The organism is Streptomyces sp. NPDC111802, from assembly GCF_055634335.1.
Map to the genome: position 1 here is coordinate 118,551 of NZ_JBVKCZ010000007.1, position 17,113 is coordinate 135,663.

The following is a 17,113-nucleotide window of genomic DNA, read 5'->3' on the forward strand; positions in this document are numbered from 1 at the left end:
TGGGGGCGCAGCCCCCCGCCGGAGGCCTACGCGTCGTAGACGTCGGCCTTGCGAGGTGTCGGATCCTGCACCGCCGTGCTCAGGAACGAGGACCGCGAACCGAACTTCTCGGTGTCCACGCCGTTCTCCCGGAGCACCTTGATCGCCGCCGCGTGGACCACCCGCAGCACCGGCGTGGCCGCCCGCAGCGCGTCGTCGGCCATGAACCGGTGCCGCCACGGCTGGTCCGCCCAGGCGTGCCGCAGTCCGAACGGCTCGGGGAGCCCCATCGTCCCGCCGAGCCAGTTCAGCAGCGGCGGGTACCAGGAGATCGGGGCCCGCACCGCCAGCCGTACCACCTCGTCGGTGTTGACCAGCGGAAGCTTCACCTTGCGGGTCTCCCACGGCTTGAACGACTTGGCGACCTCCTTGGTCGGCGCCTCGGGCTTCTCCTGGAACAGCCCGTTCACCGGGCCGAGGGCATGGCCGGTCACCTCGATGCGCAGCGTCTCGTGCAGCACGGTCACCGTGATCAGCATCGTGATGATCAACTGGCCGTCCCACAGCGTCCACTGGACGCCCAGGTAGTGCCGGTCCCCGCTGCCGAACTGCTGCTTGTTGCAGATGTCCTGTATCGCGTGCTGCTTGACCTGGTACGCCTCGACGTCCGTGCCCTCCGGCCTGGACACCGCCTTGGCGCCCTCGGCGATCGGCGTGACCACCCAGTGCCGTATCGAAGGCTTCGGGAAGCCACCGGTGTTCAGCGGGCCGCGCTCCAGCATGCGGAGCTGGTCGTGGATCGCCCGGATGACGTCCCAGCTGCGGAAGGGGTGGATCTCCCGGGTGGGGTCGGCGGCCACCAGGTCCTCGGCCAGCTGCCAGCTGCCCCAGCGCGTGCCCATGCCCAGTATCCCCTTGGGCCCGGCGTAGAACACGGAGTTGGACTGCTGCTCGGCGCTGAGCTTTGCGAGGGACTGGCGCAACTGCTCGGCCTGCGTCTCGGTGGGACTGGTCGGCACCGCCTCCGGCACCTTCGCGCCGACGCTGCTGCCGGCGAGCAGGCTGTTCCAGCGCTCCCGCAGGTCCCTCGCCGTGCGCTCGCAGACCTGCTTGGCCCAGAACCAGCCGAGGACGGGCATGAGGACCGAGGCCCGCGCATACCAGGCCCAGAAGCCGCTGAACGGCATGCGCAGCAGGAAGAGCACGGCGAGCGCGCCCGCCGCGACGAGCAACACCGAGGCGAGGGCGCCGCCGCGCTTCTCGTCGCGCCTGACGATGGTGGTGCGCAGTGTGAAGACCAGCAGCCAGACCAGCAGCCCGGGCAGGAACAGCACACCGCAGATCACCATGATGGCGCTGAGCGTCCGGTCGCGGGCCTTGCGGATGTTGTTCGCGGCCAGGCAGTGCTCGACGACGACCTGCGGCTCGGTGCCGAAGGACTGGATCAGGGGCTTGCGGCCGCTGCCGAGCATGCGGTCGACCACCGCGCGCGAGAAGGCCTCACCCAGGTTGGGCCGGAAGATCTTCGCCCAGCCGCGGCCCGCCTTGACATCGGTCTGGTGCCATTCGTTGTCGGCCTTCTTGATGTCCTCGTACGGATTGTCCCGATAGGCCGCCGAGGCCAGCGCGAACGTCGCCGTCTGGCCCTCGCCGGCCGCGCGAGGCACCTGCGGACCGAACATGTCCGCGTAACCGCTCTCCACGGTCATTCCCGCCCCCGATCGCCGCACTGTCGCTTCTGCGGCCTTCCCGACTTCCGTACCGCGCACACCTGTTGATCAATGATCAGAGTCAATGATCAGAGTATCCCCCGCCACTGACATTCGTCGGCGGGCGGCCGAAGCCGCCCGCCGACGCGGAGGGGAGCGTTCCGCAAAGGCGCTCGGTGGCGCCCGCAGGGGCCACTTGGTGGCGCCGGGCGCCAACTACGAGGCGTCGCGCGCCTCTTCACGAATCCTTTCCGCGATCTGCGCCGGCATCGGTTCGTGCCGCGCGTACGCACGGTCGAAGCGCGCGGTGCCGTGCGACAGCGACCGCAGATCGACGGCGTACCGGCCGATCTCGATCTCGGGCACCTCGGCCTTGATGAGGGTTCGGCCGCCGTTGGTCTGCTCGGTGCCGAGGACACGGCCGCGCCGCCCGGACAGGTCGCTCATCACGGCTCCGACGTAGTCGTCGCCGACGAGCACCGACACCTCGGCCACCGGCTCCAGCAGATGGATCTTCGCGTCGGCCGCCGCCTCCCGCAGCGCGAGCGCGCCGGCCGTCTGGAACGCGGCGTCGGAGGAGTCCACCGAGTGCGCCTTCCCGTCGAGCAGCGTGATCCGGACGTCGACGAGCGGATGGCCCGCGGCGACTCCCCTCGCCGCCTGGGCCCGCACGCCCTTCTCCACCGACGGGATGAACTGCCGGGGCACCGCGCCGCCGACCACCTTGTCCACGAACTCGATGCCCGAGCCGCCCGGCAGCGGCTCCACCTCGATCTCGCAGATCGCGTACTGCCCGTGGCCACCGGACTGCTTCACATGCCGGCCGCGGCCCGCCGCCTTGTCCGCGAACGTCTCCCGCAGCGAGACCTTGTGCGGCACGACGTCGACCTGGACGCCGTAGCGGTTGCGCAGCCGCTCCAGAGCGACGTCCGCGTGCGCCTCGCCCAGGGCCCACAGCACGACCTGGTGGGTGGACTGGTTCTGCTCCAGCCGCATGGTCGGGTCCTCGGCGACCAGGCGGGACAGGCCCTGCGACAGCTTGTCCTCGTCCGCCTTGCTGTGCGCCTGGATGGCGAGCGGCAGGAGCGGATCCGGCATCTGCCAGGGCTCCATCAGCAGCGGGTCGTCCTTGGCCGACAGGGTGTCGCCGGTCTCCGCGCGGCTCAGCTTCGCCACGCACGCCAGGTCACCGGCGATGCAGTGGCTGAGCGTGCGCTGCTGCTTGCCGAAGGGCGCGGACAGGGCGCCGATCCGCTCGTCGACGTCGTGGTCCTCGTGCCCGCGGTCGGCCAGCCCGTGCCCGGAGACGTGCACCGTCGCGTCGGGGCGCAGGGTGCCGGAGAACACGCGCACCAGCGACACCCGGCCGACGTACGGGTCGGACGCCGTCTTCACGACCTCCGCGACCAGCGGCCCGTCCGGATCGCACAGCTTCAGCTGGCGTGCCTTGCCGTCCACCGTGGTGACCCGGGGTGCCTCGCGCTCCAGGGGGGTCGGGAAGCCCCCTGTGATCAGCTCCAGCACCTCGACCGTGCCGAGGCCCTGCCGGGCGCCGTCGGCGGCGGGGGCGGCGGCCAGGACCGGGAAGAACGTACCGCGTGCGACGGCCCGCTCCAGGTCCTCGATCAGTGTCTTGACGTCGACCTGCTCGCCGCCGAGATAGCGGTCCATGAGGGTCTCGTCCTCGCTCTCCGCGATGATCCCCTCGATCAACCGGTTGCGGGCCTCCTCCATCTCGGGCAGCTGGTCCTCGCCCGGCTCGGACTCCTTGCGCTCCCCGGAGGAGTACTCGAACAGCTTCTGCGACAGCAGCCCGATCAGACCGGTCACGGGCGCGTGCCCGTCCGGGCCCTGGGGCCCGTGCAACGGCAGATACAGCGGGAGCACCGCGTCCGGGTCGTCCCCGCCGAAGGCCTCCGCGCAGATCCGCGTCATCTCCTCGTAGTCGGCCCGCGCGGCCTCCAGATGTGTGACAACGATCGCGCGCGGCATGCCGACGGCCGCGCACTCCTCCCACACCATGCGCGTCGAACCGTCCACGCCGTCCGAGGCGGAGACGACGAAAAGGGCCGCGTCCGCCGCTCGCAGACCGGCCCTGAGCTCCCCGACGAAGTCGGCGTATCCGGGGGTGTCCAGAAGGTTGACCTTGATGCCGTCCCATTCGACCGGCACCAGGGAGAGCTGCACCGAGCGTTGCTGCCGGTGCTCGATCTCGTCGTAGTCGGAGACCGTGCCGCCGTCCTCGACGCGGCCCGCCCGATTCACCGCCCCCGCGGTGAGCGCGAGGGCTTCCACCAACGTGGTCTTGCCCGATCCGGAGTGGCCGACCAGCACCACATTCCGTACGGACGCGGGGTGGTCGGCCGCCGTAGCCCTGCCGGCGGCTCCAGGGTGTGCGTTCGCCTTGTCGCCCATGATCCTGCCTCCCGTGCACGGTGAGGTCACTGTGGGCGCGGACATACCGATCCTCCCCCAGGCTTCGCCCGGGAGGTGCCCCCAGCGATGGCGGCTCCGGTGACGCCCGCGGTCCTTCGAGCTTTCCACTCCCGTCACGGTGCGTCCATACGGCGGACGTGATCGCGCCGTCCGACACTCGCGGACCGGGTCACCGGCCCTGTGTACGAGTGCCCGGCCGTCGCACTCACGCGCGCGTGGCTACGATGGGCCAGCCGGTGGCCAGCAGGGCCGCACGGCGCCACACCGACCCTCGGGAAGGCCATGCTGAACAAGTACGCGCGTGCTTTCTTCACGCGTGTTCTCACGCCGTTCGCCGCGTTTCTGATCAGGCGGGGCGTCAGCCCCGACACCGTCACCCTGATCGGGACCGCCGGAGTGGTCGTGGGCGCGCTGGTCTTCTACCCCAAGGGCGAGTTCTTCTGGGGCACGGTCGTGATCACGCTGTTCGTGTTCTCCGACCTCGTCGACGGCAACATGGCCCGCCAGCTCGGCCGCACCAGCCGCTGGGGTGCCTTCCTGGACTCCACCCTCGACCGCGTCGCCGACGGCGCGATCTTCGGCGGCTTCGCGCTCTGGTACGCCGGTGGCGGCGACGACCTCGTCCTGTGCGCCGTCTCGATCTTCTGTCTGGCCAGCGGCCAGGTGGTGTCGTACACCAAGGCCCGCGGCGAGTCGATCGGCCTGCCGGTCGCGGTCAACGGCTTGGTCGAGCGCGCCGAGCGCCTGGTGATCTCGCTGGTCGCGGCCGGTTTCGCGGGCCTGCACAAGTTCGGGGTGCCCGGCATCCAGTACCTGCTGCCCGTCGCCCTGTGGATCGTCGCCGTCGGCAGCCTCGTCACGCTCATCCAGCGCGTCGTCACCGTCCGCCGCGAGTCCGCGGAGGCGGAGGCCGAGGCCGAGGCTGAAGCCGATGCGGCCGAGCAGGAGAAGCCGCAGAACGCCTCTCACGGGAGCGAGGCGGCCAAGTGAGTGCCCAGGAACGGCTCACGGACGCGCTGTACGGGCTCGGCTGGGGCACCGTCAAGAAGCTCCCCGAACCGGTCGCCGTACGGCTCGGCCGCACCATCGCCGACCTCGCCTGGAAGCAGCGGGGCAAGGGCGTGCGGCGGCTGGAGAGCAACTACGCGCGCGTGGTGCCCGACGCGAGCCCGGAGCGCCTGGCCGAACTCTCGCGCGCGGGCATGCGCTCGTATCTGCGCTACTGGATGGAGTCCTTCCGGCTGCCCGCCTGGAGCCCCGAGCGCATTAAGAACGGCTTCGACCCCAAGGACGTCCACTACCTGACCGACGGCCTCGCCTCCGACCAGGGCGTCATCCTCGCCCTGCCGCACCTGGGCAACTGGGATCTCGCGGGCGCCTGGGTCACCACCAAGCTGGAGACGCCGTTCACGACGGTCGCCGAGCGCCTCAAGCCCGAGACGCTCTACGACCGCTTCGTCGCCTACCGCGAGGGCCTCGGCATGGAGGTCCTGCCGCACAGCGGCGGCACCGCCTTCGGCACCCTGGCCCGCAGGCTGCGCGACGGCGGCCTGGTCTGCCTGGTCTCCGACCGTGACCTGTCCGCCTCCGGTGTCGAGGTGGACTTCTTCGGCGCCACGGCCCGCATGCCCGCGGGACCGGCGCTGCTCGCCCAGCAGACGGGGGCGCTCCTGCTCCCCGTCACGCTCTGGTACGACGACTCCCCGGTCATGAAGGGCCGAGTCCACCCCCCGATCGAGGTACCCGAGTCAGGTACCCGGGCCGAGAAGACGTCTGTCATGACACAGGCGCTGGCCGATGCCTTCGCCTCGGGGATCGCCGAACATCCGGAGGACTGGCACATGCTCCAGCGCTTGTGGCTCGCCGACCTGGAACCACGACCGGCCGACGGCCCCTCGGGGGAGCGTCCGTGAAGATCGGGATCGTCTGCCCGTACTCCTGGGACGTGCCGGGTGGCGTCCAATTCCATATCCGCGACCTCGCCGAGTACTTCATCCGGCTCGGCCACGAGGTGTCCGTCCTCGCCCCCGCCGACGACGACACCCCGCTCCCGCCGTACGTCGTCTCGGCAGGACGTGCCGTGCCGGTCCCGTACAACGGCTCGGTGGCCCGGCTGAACTTCGGCTTCCTCTCGGCGGCCCGGGTGCGCCGCTGGCTGCACGACGGCCGGTTCGACGTCATCCACATCCACGAGCCGACGTCGCCGTCCCTCGGCCTGCTGACCTGCTGGGCCGCGCAGGGCCCCATCGTGGCCACCTTCCACACCTCCAACCCGCGCTCGCGGGCGATGATCGCGGCGTACGCCATCCTCCAGGCGGCCCTGGAGAAGATCAGCGCGCGCATCGCGGTGAGCGAGTACGCCCGCCGCACCCTCGTCGAACACCTCGGCGGCGACGCGGTGGTGATCCCCAACGGCGTCGACGTCGACTTCTTCGCCAAGGCCGAGCCCAACCCGCAATGGCAGGGCGACACGATCGGCTTCATCGGCCGCATCGACGAACCCCGCAAGGGCCTGCCGGTCCTGATGAGGGCCCTGCCGAAGATCCTCGCGGCCCGCCCCCGGACCAGGCTCCTGGTCGCGGGCCGGGGCGACGAGGAGGAGGCGGTGGAGTCCCTGCCCGCCGAGCTGCGCTCCCGTGTGGAGTTCCTCGGCATGATCAGCGACGTGGACAAGGCCCGCCTCCTGCGCAGCGTGGACCTGTACGTCGCGCCCAACACCGGCGGCGAGAGCTTCGGGATCATCCTGGTCGAGGCGATGTCGGCCGGCGCCCCCGTCCTCGCCTCGGACCTCGACGCCTTCGCCCAGGTCCTGGATCGGGGCGCGGCCGGCGAGCTCTTCACCAACGAGGACGCGGATGACCTCGCCGAGGCAGCCGTACGCCTGCTGGAGGACCCGGTCCGCCGCGCGGAACTGAGCGAGCGGGGGAGCGCGCACGTACGCCGCTTCGACTGGTCGACCGTCGGCGCGGACATCCTGTCGGTGTACGAGACCGTGACGGACGGTACGACGGCGGTGGCGGCGGACGAGCGGACCGGGGGCGGGGGCGGCGGCAGCGGGCTGCGGGCGAGGCTGGGACTGGCGCGGGACTGACGGCCGTACGGACACCGGTCCCACGCGGATCGCCCGGATCGCCCGGCCGGGCGGACCGAGCGGTTCCCCCGGCGGAGCGCACCCGTAGGCTTGCCCGCCGTGACCGCAACTCTCATCTGGATCCTCGTAGCTCTCGTCGTCATCGGCCTCTACCTGAGCTGGACCGCGGGCCGTCTCGACCGGCTGCACGCCAGGATCGACGCGGCGCGCGCCGCGCTCGACGCACAGCTGTTGCGCCGCGCGTCGGTGGCCCAGGAGCTGGCCACCTCCGGCGTGCTGGATCCGGCCGCGTCGATCGTGCTGTACGAGTCCGCCCACGCCGCCCGGCAGGCCGAGGAGGAGCAGCGGGAGGTCGCCGAGAGCGAGCTCAGCCAGGCGCTGCGGGCCGTGTTCGGCGAGCCCCAGCAGGTGGAGGCGGTACGGGAGGCACCCGGGGGCGAGGAGGCGGCCCGTGAGCTGACCGAGGCGGTCCGCCGGGTACCGATGGCCCGCCGCTTCCACAACGACGCCGTAGGGGCGGCCAGAGCGCTGCGCAGGCACCGCAAGGTCCGCTGGTTCCGGCTGGCCGGGCACGCGCCCTTCCCCCTGGCCTTCGAGATGGACGACGAGCCGCCGCCGGCACTCGCCGACAGAGCCGCCTGACCGGCGCGTCGGCGCCATCGGGCCGGAAAAAGGATCCACCGGCTGTTCATTGGCCCTTGCAGTGGCCTGGTCCATTCACGTTTCCTCGGTGGCTGCAGTAACCCCTTTTCACCGAGCGAGGTCACCCGTGTCCATCTCCGAAAACCAGGCCCCCGAGACCGGCACCGCGCGCGTGAAGCGCGGTATGGCCGAGCAGCTCAAGGGCGGCGTGATCATGGACGTCGTCACGCCGGAGCAGGCGAAGATCGCCGAGGACGCGGGCGCCGTCGCCGTCATGGCCCTGGAGCGGGTCCCCGCCGACATCCGCAAGGACGGCGGCGTGGCCCGGATGTCCGACCCGGACATGATCGAGGGCATCATCGACGCCGTCTCCATCCCGGTCATGGCCAAGTCCCGCATCGGCCACTTCGTCGAGGCCCAGGTCCTGCAGTCCCTCGGCGTCGACTACATCGACGAGTCCGAGGTCCTCACCCCGGCCGACGAGGTCAACCACTCCGACAAGTGGGCGTTCACCACCCCCTTCGTCTGCGGCGCCACCAACCTGGGCGAGGCCCTGCGCCGGATCGCCGAGGGCGCGGCCATGATCCGCTCCAAGGGCGAGGCCGGCACCGGCAACGTCGTCGAGGCCGTCCGCCACCTGCGCCAGATCAAGAACGAGATCGCCAAGCTGCGCGGCTTCGACAACAACGAGCTGTACGCCGCCGCCAAGGACCTGCGCGCCCCGTACGAGCTGGTCAAGGAAGTCTCCGAGCTCGGCAAGCTCCCGGTGGTGCTGTTCTCCGCCGGTGGCGTGGCCACCCCGGCCGACGCCGCCCTGATGCGCCAGCTCGGCGCCGAGGGCGTCTTCGTCGGCTCCGGCATCTTCAAGTCCGGCGACCCGGCCAAGCGCGCCGCCGCCATCGTCAAGGCGACGACCTTCTACGACGACCCGAAGATCATCGCGGACGCGTCCCGCAACCTCGGCGAGGCCATGGTCGGGATCAACTGCGACACCCTCCCCGAGACCGAGCGCTACGCGAACCGAGGCTGGTAATGACCTCTCCCGTTGTCGGAGTGCTCGCACTCCAGGGCGACGTACGGGAGCACCTCATCGCCCTGGCCGCGGCCGACGCCGTGGCCAGGCCGGTGCGGCGCCCCGAGGAGCTCGCCGAGGTCGACGGCCTGGTCATACCCGGTGGCGAGTCCACGACCATCTCCAAGCTGGCCGTCCTCTTCGGCGTGATGGAGCCGCTGCGCGCGCGTGTGCGGGGCGGCATGCCCGTCTACGGCACCTGCGCGGGCATGATCATGCTCGCCGACAAGATCCTCGACCCGCGCTCGGGCCAGGAGACGATCGGCGGCATCGACATGATCGTGCGCCGCAACGCCTTCGGGCGGCAGAACGAGTCCTTCGAAGCGGCGGTCGACGTGAAGGGCGTCCCAGGGGATCCTGTGGAGGGTGTCTTCATCCGCGCCCCCTGGGTCGAGTCCGTCGGCGCCGAGGCCGAGGTCCTCGCCGAGCACGACGGCCACATCGTCGCGGTCCGCCAGGGCAACGCGCTGGCCACGTCGTTCCACCCGGAACTGACCGGCGACCACCGTGTGCACAGCCTCTTCGTCGACATGGTGCGCGCGTACCGGACAGCCGAGTCCTTGTAGGATTCCTGGCGTTCGTTCATAGATGGGTTACGCGAAGGAGACAGGCAGATGTCCGGCCACTCTAAATGGGCCACGACGAAGCACAAGAAGGCCGTGATCGACGCCAAGCGCGGCAAGCTCTTCGCGAAGCTGATCAAGAACATCGAGGTCGCGGCGCGCATGGGCGGCGTCGACCTCGAGGGAAACCCGACGCTCTATGACGCCGTCCAGAAGGCCAAGAAGCAGTCGGTTCCGAACAAGAACATCGACTCCGCCATCAAGCGCGGTGGCGGTCTCGAAGCCGGTGGCGCCGACTACGAGACGATCATGTACGAGGGCTACGGCCCGAACGGCGTCGCCGTGCTCATCGAGTGCCTGACGGACAACCGCAACCGCGCCGCCTCCGACGTCCGCGTCGCCATGACCCGCAACGGCGGCAACATGGCCGACCCGGGCTCGGTGTCGTACATGTTCAGCCGCAAGGGCGTCGTCATCGTCCCCAAGGGCGAGCTGACCGAGGACGACGTCCTCACCGCCGTCCTGGACGCGGGTGCCGAGGAGGTCAACGACCTCGGTGAGTCCTTCGAGGTCATCAGCGAGGCCACCGACCTGGTCGCGGTCCGCACCGCCCTCCAGGAGGCCGGCATCGACTACGACTCCGCCGACTCCAGCTTCGTGCCGTCCGTCCAGGTCGAGCTCGACGAGGAGGGCGCGAAGAAGATCTTCAAGCTGATCGACGCGCTCGAGGACAGCGACGACGTGCAGAACGTCTTCGCCAACTTCGATGTCAGCGACGAGATCATGGAGAAGGTCGACGCGTAACGCAGCCGCGAGCTGAGCGGTTTCTGCGGGCCGGTGGGACACAACCCACCGGCCCGCCGCTCTTGTCGGTGGCAGCGGATAGCCTGACGAGAGTCAAAGATCGCCGCTCAGCCAGGTCCGCGAGAGCGGCGGCGGCTCAGCCGCAAGGAGGGGAGGCGCGGGGTGCGCGTACTGGGGGTGGACCCGGGGCTGACGCGATGCGGTGTCGGCGTGGTCGAGGGCGTCGCCGGCAGGCCGCTCACCATGCTCGGCGTCGGAGTCGTCCGCACACCGGCTGACGCCGACCTGGGCCACCGTCTCGTCGCCATCGAGCAGGGCATCGAGCAGTGGCTGGACGAGCACAAGCCCGAATTCGTCGCCGTGGAGCGGGTGTTCAGCCAGCACAACGTCCGTACGGTGATGGGCACGGCCCAGGCCAGCGCCGTCGCCATGCTCTGCGCCGCCCGCCGCGGCATCCCCGTCGCGCTGCACACCCCGAGTGAGGTCAAGGCCGCCATCACCGGCAGCGGCCGCGCCGACAAAGTCCAGGTCGGCGCCATGGTCACCCGCCTGCTGCGGCTCAGCGCCCCGCCCAAGCCGGCCGACGCCGCCGACGCCCTCGCGCTCGCCATCTGCCACATCTGGCGAGCCCCCGCGCAGAACCGACTCCAGCAGGCCGTCGCCCTGCACACCGCCAAAGCACCGAAAGGCCGTACGGCATGATCGCCTTCGTCAGCGGCACAGTGGCCGCACTCGCTCCGGACGCCGCGGTCGTCGAGGTGGGCGGGGTCGGCATGGCCGTCCAGTGCACGCCGAACACGCTGTCCACCCTGCGCCTCGGCAAGCCCGCCAAGCTGCACACCTCACTGGTGGTCCGCGAGGACTCCCTCACGCTGTACGGCTTCGCGGACGACGACGAACGGCAGACGTTCGAGCTGCTCCAGACCGCGAGCGGGGTCGGCCCGCGCCTGGCCCAGGCGATGCTGGCGGTGCACTCGCCCGACGCCCTGCGCCGAGCCGTCGCGACCGCCGACGAGAAGTCGCTCACCGCCGTCCCCGGCATCGGCAAGAAGGGCGCCCAGAAGCTGCTCCTGGAGCTGAAGGACCGCCTCGGCGAGCCCATCGGCGCGCCTGCCGTGGGGGCCCCGGTCACCCAGGGCTGGCGCGACCAGCTGCACGCCGCCCTGATCGGCCTCGGCTACGCGACCCGCGAGGCCGACGAGGCGGTCGCCGCCGTGACACCGCAGGCCGAGGCCGCCGAGGGCGCCCCTCAGGTGGGCCAGTTGCTGAAGGCGGCCCTGCAGACCCTGAACAGAGCCCGCTGATCGACGGACCTGACGCCGACCACGTACGCCACCTCCGGCCCCCGGACCCCCGCCCCCTCCAACCGCCCGGCGCGTTATCACTAGGAGAACCGCAGTGAACTGGGACGACACCACCGACAGCACCGCCTCCGAGCGGCTCGTCGGTGCGTCCGCCGACCATGAGGACCAGGCCGTCGAGGCCGCGCTGCGCCCGAAGGATCTGGGCGAGTTCATCGGCCAGGAGAAGGTCCGCGAACAGCTGGACCTGGTCCTGCGCGCCGCACGCGCGCGTGGCGCCACCGCCGACCATGTGCTGCTCTCCGGCGCTCCCGGCCTGGGCAAGACCACCCTCTCGATGATCATCGCGGCCGAGATGGGCGCCCCGATCCGCATCACCAGCGGCCCCGCCATCCAGCACGCAGGCGACCTCGCCGCGATCCTCTCCTCCCTCCAGGAGGGCGAGGTCCTCTTCCTCGACGAGATCCACCGCATGTCCCGGCCCGCCGAGGAGATGCTGTACATGGCGATGGAGGACTACCGCGTCGACGTGATCGTCGGCAAGGGCCCCGGCGCCACCGCCATCCCCCTCGAACTCCCCCCGTTCACCCTGGTCGGCGCCACCACGCGCGCGGGCCTGCTGCCGCCCCCGCTGCGCGACCGCTTCGGCTTCACCGCGCACATGGAGTTCTACGAGCCCGTCGAGCTGGAGCGCGTCATCCACCGCTCGGCCAATCTGCTCGACGTCGAGATCGAGGCCGACGGCGCCGCCGAGATCGCCGGCCGCTCCCGTGGCACGCCCCGTATCGCCAACCGCCTGCTGCGCCGCGTCCGCGACTACGCCCAGGTCAAGGCGGACGGGATCATCAACAGGGACATCGCCGAGGCCGCGCTCGCCGTGTACGAGGTCGACGCCCGCGGCCTGGACCGGCTCGACCGTGCCGTCCTGGAGGCCCTGCTCAAGCTGTTCGGCGGCGGCCCCGTCGGCCTGTCCACGCTCGCGGTCGCGGTGGGGGAGGAGCGCGAGACCGTCGAGGAGGTCGCCGAACCCTTCCTGGTCCGGGAGGGTCTGCTCGCCCGCACCCCGCGCGGACGCGTCGCCACGCCCGCCGCATGGGCGCATCTCGGCCTCACCCCGCCCCGCTCGTCAGCTGCGGGAAACGGACAACAGGACCTGTTCGGGGCGTGATGGAACGGTGACGGCGAGCTCAGTGGCCGGACGAGGAACCCCGGTGCCATGCTGAGCGTTGTTCCATGCGCGGAGACTCGCTTAGACTCCGCCGATGCCGCCCTTGTCGGCGGCAGACAATCCCCCAACCATCAGGCCGCTCACCACCGCGGTCGTGTGAAGGAAGTTCCGACCCGTGAGTCTCGTGACCCTCCTCCCGTTCATCGTGCTCATCGGGGCCATGTTCCTGATGACCCGGTCGGCCAAGAAGAAGCAGCAGCAGGCCGCCGACATGCGGAACCAGATGCAGCCCGGATCGGGTGTCCGCACCATCGGTGGCATGTACGGCACCGTCAAGGAGGTCAGCGACGACACCGTCCTTCTTGACGCCGGCCCGGGCGTGGAGCTCCTGTTCGCCAAGAACGCGATCGGTGCCGTCCTCTCCGATGACGAGTACAACCGCATCGTGCACGGCATCGAGCACGACCTGAAGTCCGACGTCGTCCCGGACGACGCCTCCTCCCTCACCGTGACCGACGAGCCCGACGCTGCCGCCGCCTCCGACGAGAAGGCCGTCGACCTCGGTAAGAAGGACGAGGACGACGAGTCCGCGGCGCCGTCCGACGCCGTGGCCGCCGAGGCGAAGGCCGACGACGAGTCGAAGAAGACCGACGGCGACTCCGACGCGAAGTAGCCATGTTCCCGGGCGCGCAGGCCACGCCTGCGCGCCCCCGGGCATGCCGACTTCGCACGGGGTCCCGACACCATGTCATGGCCGCCCGCCCGTCGATCCGGAGTGAGGCGGCCCGAGAGGGAGTACGAGAAGGTGGCAGCACCTAAGAAGGGCCGGAGCGCGAGCGCCCAGAGCAAGCCAGGGCGCTCGCTGGCCCTGATCCTGATCGCCATCGCGGCGCTCACCGGCGGGATGTTCGCCTCGGGGCACACCACTCCGCGACTCGGCATCGACCTGGCAGGCGGCACGAGCATCACGCTTCGCGCGGTAGCCGAGCCCGGCCAGGAATCCGCGATCAACAAGACCAACATGGACACCGCGGTCGAGATCATGGAACGCCGTGTCAATGGTCTGGGTGTCTCGGAGTCCGAGGTACAGACCCAGGGCGATCGCAACATCATCGTCAACATCCCCAAGGGCACCAACTCCAAGGAGGCCCGGGCACAGGTCGGTACCACCGCCAAGCTCTACTTCCGGCCGGTCCTGCAGCGCGAGGCCGCCACCGGCCAGGCGACGCCCGCCCCGAGCGCGACCCCCAGCGGGAGCGGCTCCCCGAGCGCGTCCGGCACCGACAAGGCCAAGGACTCCGCGACGTCCGGCTCCGCCGACCCGACGGCCACCGCCACTGCGCAGGGCCGCGCCGTCACCGACGCGCTGAAGGCGGACGCCACGCCGTCCGCGAGCAACAGCCCCGAGGCCTCCGGCAGCCCTTCGCCGTCCGGCACCTCCGGCTCCTCGTCCAGCAAGCTGGAGAAGGAGTACGCAGCCCTCAACTGCGCCGATCCGAAGCAGCGCGCCGCCGCGGGCAAGGGAGCCAAGAAGGACCAGCCCACCGTGGCCTGCGGCCAGGACGACAAGGTGTGGAGCAAGTTCCTGCTCGGCCCGGTCGACGTCGACGGCACCGAGATCAAGAAGGCCCAGGCGACTTTCAACACCCAGAACGCCGCGGGCTGGCAGGTCGACATGACCTTCAACTCCAGCGGTGCCAAGAAGTTCGCCACCATCACCGGCCAGCTCGCGAAGCAGACCACCCCGCAGAACGAGTTCGCGATCGTGCTGGACGACGAGGTCGTCTCCCACCCGTTCGTCCAGGGCACCATCGGCGGCGGCAGCGCCCAGATCTCCGGCAGCTTCACCCAGGAGGAGGCCCAGAGCCTCGCCAACATGCTGTCGTACGGCGCCCTGCCGCTGGCCTTCCAGGAGGACAGCGTCACCACGGTGACCGCCGCGCTCGGCGGTGAGCAGCTGCACGCCGGTCTGATCGCCGGTGCGATCGGCCTCGGCCTGGTCGTCATCTACCTGCTGGCCTACTACCGCGGCCTGTCGGTGATCGCCCTGCTGTCGCTGCTGGTCTCCGCGGCCCTGACCTACACGATCATGTCGCTGCTCGGCCCGACCATCGGCTTCGCGCTGAACCTGCCGGCCGTCTGCGGTGCCATCGTCGCCATCGGCATCACAGCGGACTCGTTCATCGTGTACTTCGAACGCGTCCGCGACGAGATCCGCGAGGGCCGCTCGCTGCGCCCCGCCGTGGAGCGGGCCTGGCCGCGTGCCCGACGCACCATCCTGGTCTCCGACTTCGTGTCGTTCCTCGCCGCGGCGGTGCTCTTCATCGTCACCGTCGGCAAGGTCCAGGGCTTCGCGTTCACGCTCGGCCTGACCACCCTGCTCGACGTGGTGGTCGTGTTCCTGTTCACCAAGCCGCTGCTGACGCTCCTGGCCCGCACCAAGTTCTTCGCGAGCGGCCACCCGTGGTCCGGCCTCGATCCCAAGCGACTGGGTGCCAAGCCGCCGCTGCGCCGCAACCGCCGTCCCGCCCACCCCGCCGCAGGCCCTGTCGACCCGAAGGAGGCGTGAGATGTCGAAGCTCGGCAACCTCGGCGCCCGACTGCACCGTGGCGAGGTCGGCTACGACTTCGTCGGCAACCGCAAGATCTGGTACGGCCTGTCGATCCTGATCACCATCACGGCCATCGTCGGCCTGGCGGTGCGCGGACTGAACATGGGCATCGAGTTCCAGGGCGGAGCCGTCTTCAACACCCCGAAGACCAGCGTCTCGGTCGCCCAGGCGCAGGATTACGCGGAAGAGGCGTCCGGCCACGACGCGATCGTCCAGAAGCTCGGCAGCGGAGACGACGCCAAGCTGCGCATCCAGATCTCGGGCATCGACACCAACCAGGCCGACAAGGTCTCGACGGAGCTGGCCGAGAAGCTGGGCGTCGACGAGAGCGACGTCACCGGCGAGCTGGTCGGCCCCAGCTGGGGTGAGCAGATCGCCAACAAGGCCTGGCAGGGTCTCGGGATCTTCCTGGTCCTTGTGGTGATCTATCTGGCGATCGCGTTCGAGTGGCGCATGGCGCTCGCCGCGTTCGTCGCCCTGATCCACGACATCACCATCACGGTCGGCATCTACGCCCTCGTGGGCTTCGAGGTCACACCGGGTACGGTGATCGGTCTGTTGACGATCCTCGGCTACTCGCTCTATGACACGGTCGTCGTCTTCGACAGCCTCAAGGAGCAGACGAAGGACATCACCAAGCAGACCCGCTGGACCTACAGCGACATCGCCAACCGCTCGATCAACAGCACCCTGGTCCGCTCCATCAACACCACGGTGGTCGCGCTGCTGCCGGTGGCGGGCCTGCTGTTCATCGGTGGCGGCTTCCTCGGCGCTGGCATGCTCAACGACATCTCGCTGTCGCTGTTCGTCGGTCTCGCGGCCGGTGCGTACTCCTCGATCTTCATCGCCACGCCGCTGGTCGCCGACCTCAAGGAGCGCGAGCCGCAGATGAAGGCCCTGAAGAAGCGCGTGCTCGCCAAGCGGGCCCAGTCCGCCGCGAAGGGCGAGTCCCCGGACGCCCCGGCCACCGACGAGTCGCTCGCCGACGACCCGGAGGACGCCGCCCCCGCGGTCGTCGGCCCCCGCAACCAGCCCGCCGCCCGCAACCGCGGCCGCGGCCGTCCCTCGGGGAAGCGTCGATGACCGAGATCAGGGAGCTCCTGCTCAGCCGTATCCGTGATGTGGCGGACTACCCGGAACCGGGCGTGATGTTCAAGGACATCACCCCGCTCCTGGCGGACCCGGCCGCGTTCACGGCGCTCACCGACGCGCTGGCCGAGATCGCCGCGAACACCGGCGCCACGAAGATCGTCGGCCTGGAGGCCCGGGGCTTCATCCTCGGCGCCCCTGTCGCCGTCCGCGCGGGCATCGGCTTCATCCCCGTACGCAAGGCGGGCAAGCTCCCCGGGGCCACCCTCAGCCAGGCGTACGACCTGGAGTACGGCTCGGCGGAGATCGAGGTCCACGCCGAGGACCTGAGCACCGGTGACCGCGTCCTCGTCATCGACGACGTCCTGGCGACCGGCGGCACCGCGGAGGCCTCGATCCAGCTGATCCGCCGGGCCGGCGCCGACGTGGCCGGCCTCGCCGTCCTGATGGAACTGGGCTTCCTCGGCGGCCGAGCCCGCCTGGAGCCGGCCCTGGCCGGGGCCCCGCTGGAGTCGCTGCTCACGGTCTGAGCCACCAGCCGTTTCGCCGCACGCAATGCCGCGCGCCCGCAGTCGAGGGCGCGCGGCATACGCGTACGCGAAAGCGAGCCACGGCGTACGCTCCCTGGCGCTACGGCGTACGCGCCC

General features: G+C 70.5%; 16 protein-coding genes. 14 read left to right on the plus strand and 2 right to left on the minus strand.

Annotated features, from left to right (window positions below; genetic code table 11):
- Positions 1–26: 26 nt before the first annotated feature.
- On the minus strand, positions 27–1,688 hold the full coding sequence (locus tag ACZ7NC_RS09720; protein ID WP_471486480.1) for a hypothetical protein: 1,662 nt from the start codon (positions 1,686–1,688) through the stop codon (positions 27–29).
- A gap of 216 nt (positions 1,689–1,904) precedes the next feature.
- Complete coding sequence (locus tag ACZ7NC_RS09725) at positions 1,905–4,103, minus strand: elongation factor G-like protein EF-G2 (protein ID WP_471486482.1); 2,199 nt, start codon at positions 4,101–4,103, stop codon at positions 1,905–1,907.
- A gap of 303 nt (positions 4,104–4,406) precedes the next feature.
- Here ACZ7NC_RS09725 and pgsA point away from each other — a divergent pair, with 303 nt between their 5' ends.
- The 14 genes from pgsA to ACZ7NC_RS09795 all read left to right on the plus strand — a co-directional run bounded on the left by pgsA (position 4,407) and on the right by ACZ7NC_RS09795 (position 16,996).
- Positions 4,407–5,114 (plus strand): phosphatidylinositol phosphate synthase, encoded by a 708-nt coding sequence (pgsA, locus tag ACZ7NC_RS09730; protein ID WP_471486484.1) that lies wholly within the window; start codon positions 4,407–4,409, stop codon positions 5,112–5,114.
- Entirely contained in the window at positions 5,111–6,037 is a 927-nt protein-coding gene (locus tag ACZ7NC_RS09735; RefSeq protein WP_471486486.1) for a phosphatidylinositol mannoside acyltransferase, read from the plus strand. Before pgsA ends, ACZ7NC_RS09735 begins: the two co-directional genes overlap by 4 nt.
- Positions 6,034–7,215, plus strand: coding sequence for a glycosyltransferase family 4 protein (locus ACZ7NC_RS09740; RefSeq protein ID WP_471486488.1), 1,182 nt, complete (start codon positions 6,034–6,036; stop codon positions 7,213–7,215). The genes ACZ7NC_RS09735 and ACZ7NC_RS09740 overlap by 4 nt, the downstream gene beginning before the upstream one ends.
- A 99-nt stretch (positions 7,216–7,314) precedes the next feature.
- On the plus strand, positions 7,315–7,857 hold the full coding sequence (locus tag ACZ7NC_RS09745) for a LemA family protein (RefSeq protein ID WP_471486490.1): 543 nt from the start codon (positions 7,315–7,317) through the stop codon (positions 7,855–7,857).
- 127 nt (positions 7,858–7,984) lie between these two features.
- On the plus strand, positions 7,985–8,890 hold the full coding sequence (gene pdxS, locus ACZ7NC_RS09750) for a pyridoxal 5'-phosphate synthase lyase subunit PdxS (RefSeq protein WP_471486492.1): 906 nt from the start codon (positions 7,985–7,987) through the stop codon (positions 8,888–8,890).
- Complete coding sequence (gene pdxT / locus ACZ7NC_RS09755; RefSeq protein WP_471486494.1) at positions 8,890–9,495, plus strand: pyridoxal 5'-phosphate synthase glutaminase subunit PdxT; 606 nt, start codon at positions 8,890–8,892, stop codon at positions 9,493–9,495. Before pdxS ends, pdxT begins: the two co-directional genes overlap by 1 nt.
- 48 nt (positions 9,496–9,543) lie before the next feature.
- On the plus strand, positions 9,544–10,296 hold the full coding sequence (locus ACZ7NC_RS09760) for a YebC/PmpR family DNA-binding transcriptional regulator (RefSeq protein WP_062707727.1): 753 nt from the start codon (positions 9,544–9,546) through the stop codon (positions 10,294–10,296).
- Positions 10,297–10,458: 162 nt separating this feature from the next.
- Positions 10,459–10,998, plus strand: a complete 540-nt coding sequence (ruvC, locus tag ACZ7NC_RS09765) for a crossover junction endodeoxyribonuclease RuvC (protein ID WP_471486496.1) — start codon at positions 10,459–10,461, stop codon at positions 10,996–10,998.
- Positions 10,995–11,600 carry a Holliday junction branch migration protein RuvA gene (gene ruvA, locus ACZ7NC_RS09770; protein ID WP_471486498.1) on the plus strand — a complete coding sequence of 202 codons (606 nt, stop codon included), beginning with the start codon at positions 10,995–10,997 and terminating at the stop codon, positions 11,598–11,600. The genes ruvC and ruvA overlap by 4 nt, the downstream gene beginning before the upstream one ends.
- A 94-nt stretch (positions 11,601–11,694) precedes the next feature.
- Positions 11,695–12,765 carry a Holliday junction branch migration DNA helicase RuvB gene (gene ruvB / locus ACZ7NC_RS09775; RefSeq protein ID WP_471486500.1) on the plus strand — a complete coding sequence of 357 codons (1,071 nt, stop codon included), beginning with the start codon at positions 11,695–11,697 and terminating at the stop codon, positions 12,763–12,765.
- A gap of 175 nt (positions 12,766–12,940) precedes the next feature.
- Entirely contained in the window at positions 12,941–13,438 is a 498-nt protein-coding gene (gene yajC, locus ACZ7NC_RS09780) for a preprotein translocase subunit YajC (RefSeq protein WP_471486502.1), read from the plus strand.
- A gap of 132 nt (positions 13,439–13,570) precedes the next feature.
- Positions 13,571–15,334: a protein translocase subunit SecD gene (secD, locus tag ACZ7NC_RS09785; protein ID WP_471486504.1), complete on the plus strand. Its 1,764-nt coding sequence runs from the start codon at positions 13,571–13,573 to the stop codon at positions 15,332–15,334.
- Position 15,335: 1 nt separating this feature from the next.
- Positions 15,336–16,460, plus strand: coding sequence for a protein translocase subunit SecF (gene secF / locus ACZ7NC_RS09790; protein ID WP_471486506.1), 1,125 nt, complete (start codon positions 15,336–15,338; stop codon positions 16,458–16,460).
- Positions 16,457–16,996 carry an adenine phosphoribosyltransferase gene (locus ACZ7NC_RS09795; RefSeq protein ID WP_471486508.1) on the plus strand — a complete coding sequence of 180 codons (540 nt, stop codon included), beginning with the start codon at positions 16,457–16,459 and terminating at the stop codon, positions 16,994–16,996. Before secF ends, ACZ7NC_RS09795 begins: the two co-directional genes overlap by 4 nt.
- Positions 16,997–17,113 lie beyond the last annotated feature (117 nt).

Excerpts from the sequence above, each read along its gene's own strand:
- ACZ7NC_RS09720 (WP_471486480.1), bottom strand. The coding sequence starts at position 1,688 with ATGACCGTGGAGAGCGGTTACGCGGACATGTTCGGTCCGCAGGTGCCT.
- ACZ7NC_RS09725 (WP_471486482.1), bottom strand. The coding sequence starts at position 4,103 with ATGGGCGACAAGGCGAACGCACACCCTGGAGCCGCCGGCAGGGCTACG.
- pgsA (WP_471486484.1), top strand. The coding sequence starts at position 4,407 with ATGCTGAACAAGTACGCGCGTGCTTTCTTCACGCGTGTTCTCACGCCG.
- pdxT (WP_471486494.1), top strand. The coding sequence starts at position 8,890 with ATGACCTCTCCCGTTGTCGGAGTGCTCGCACTCCAGGGCGACGTACGG.
- ACZ7NC_RS09760 (WP_062707727.1), top strand. The coding sequence starts at position 9,544 with ATGTCCGGCCACTCTAAATGGGCCACGACGAAGCACAAGAAGGCCGTG.
- ruvA (WP_471486498.1), top strand. The coding sequence starts at position 10,995 with ATGATCGCCTTCGTCAGCGGCACAGTGGCCGCACTCGCTCCGGACGCC.
- secF (WP_471486506.1), top strand. The coding sequence starts at position 15,336 with ATGTCGAAGCTCGGCAACCTCGGCGCCCGACTGCACCGTGGCGAGGTC.
- ACZ7NC_RS09795 (WP_471486508.1), top strand. The coding sequence starts at position 16,457 with ATGACCGAGATCAGGGAGCTCCTGCTCAGCCGTATCCGTGATGTGGCG.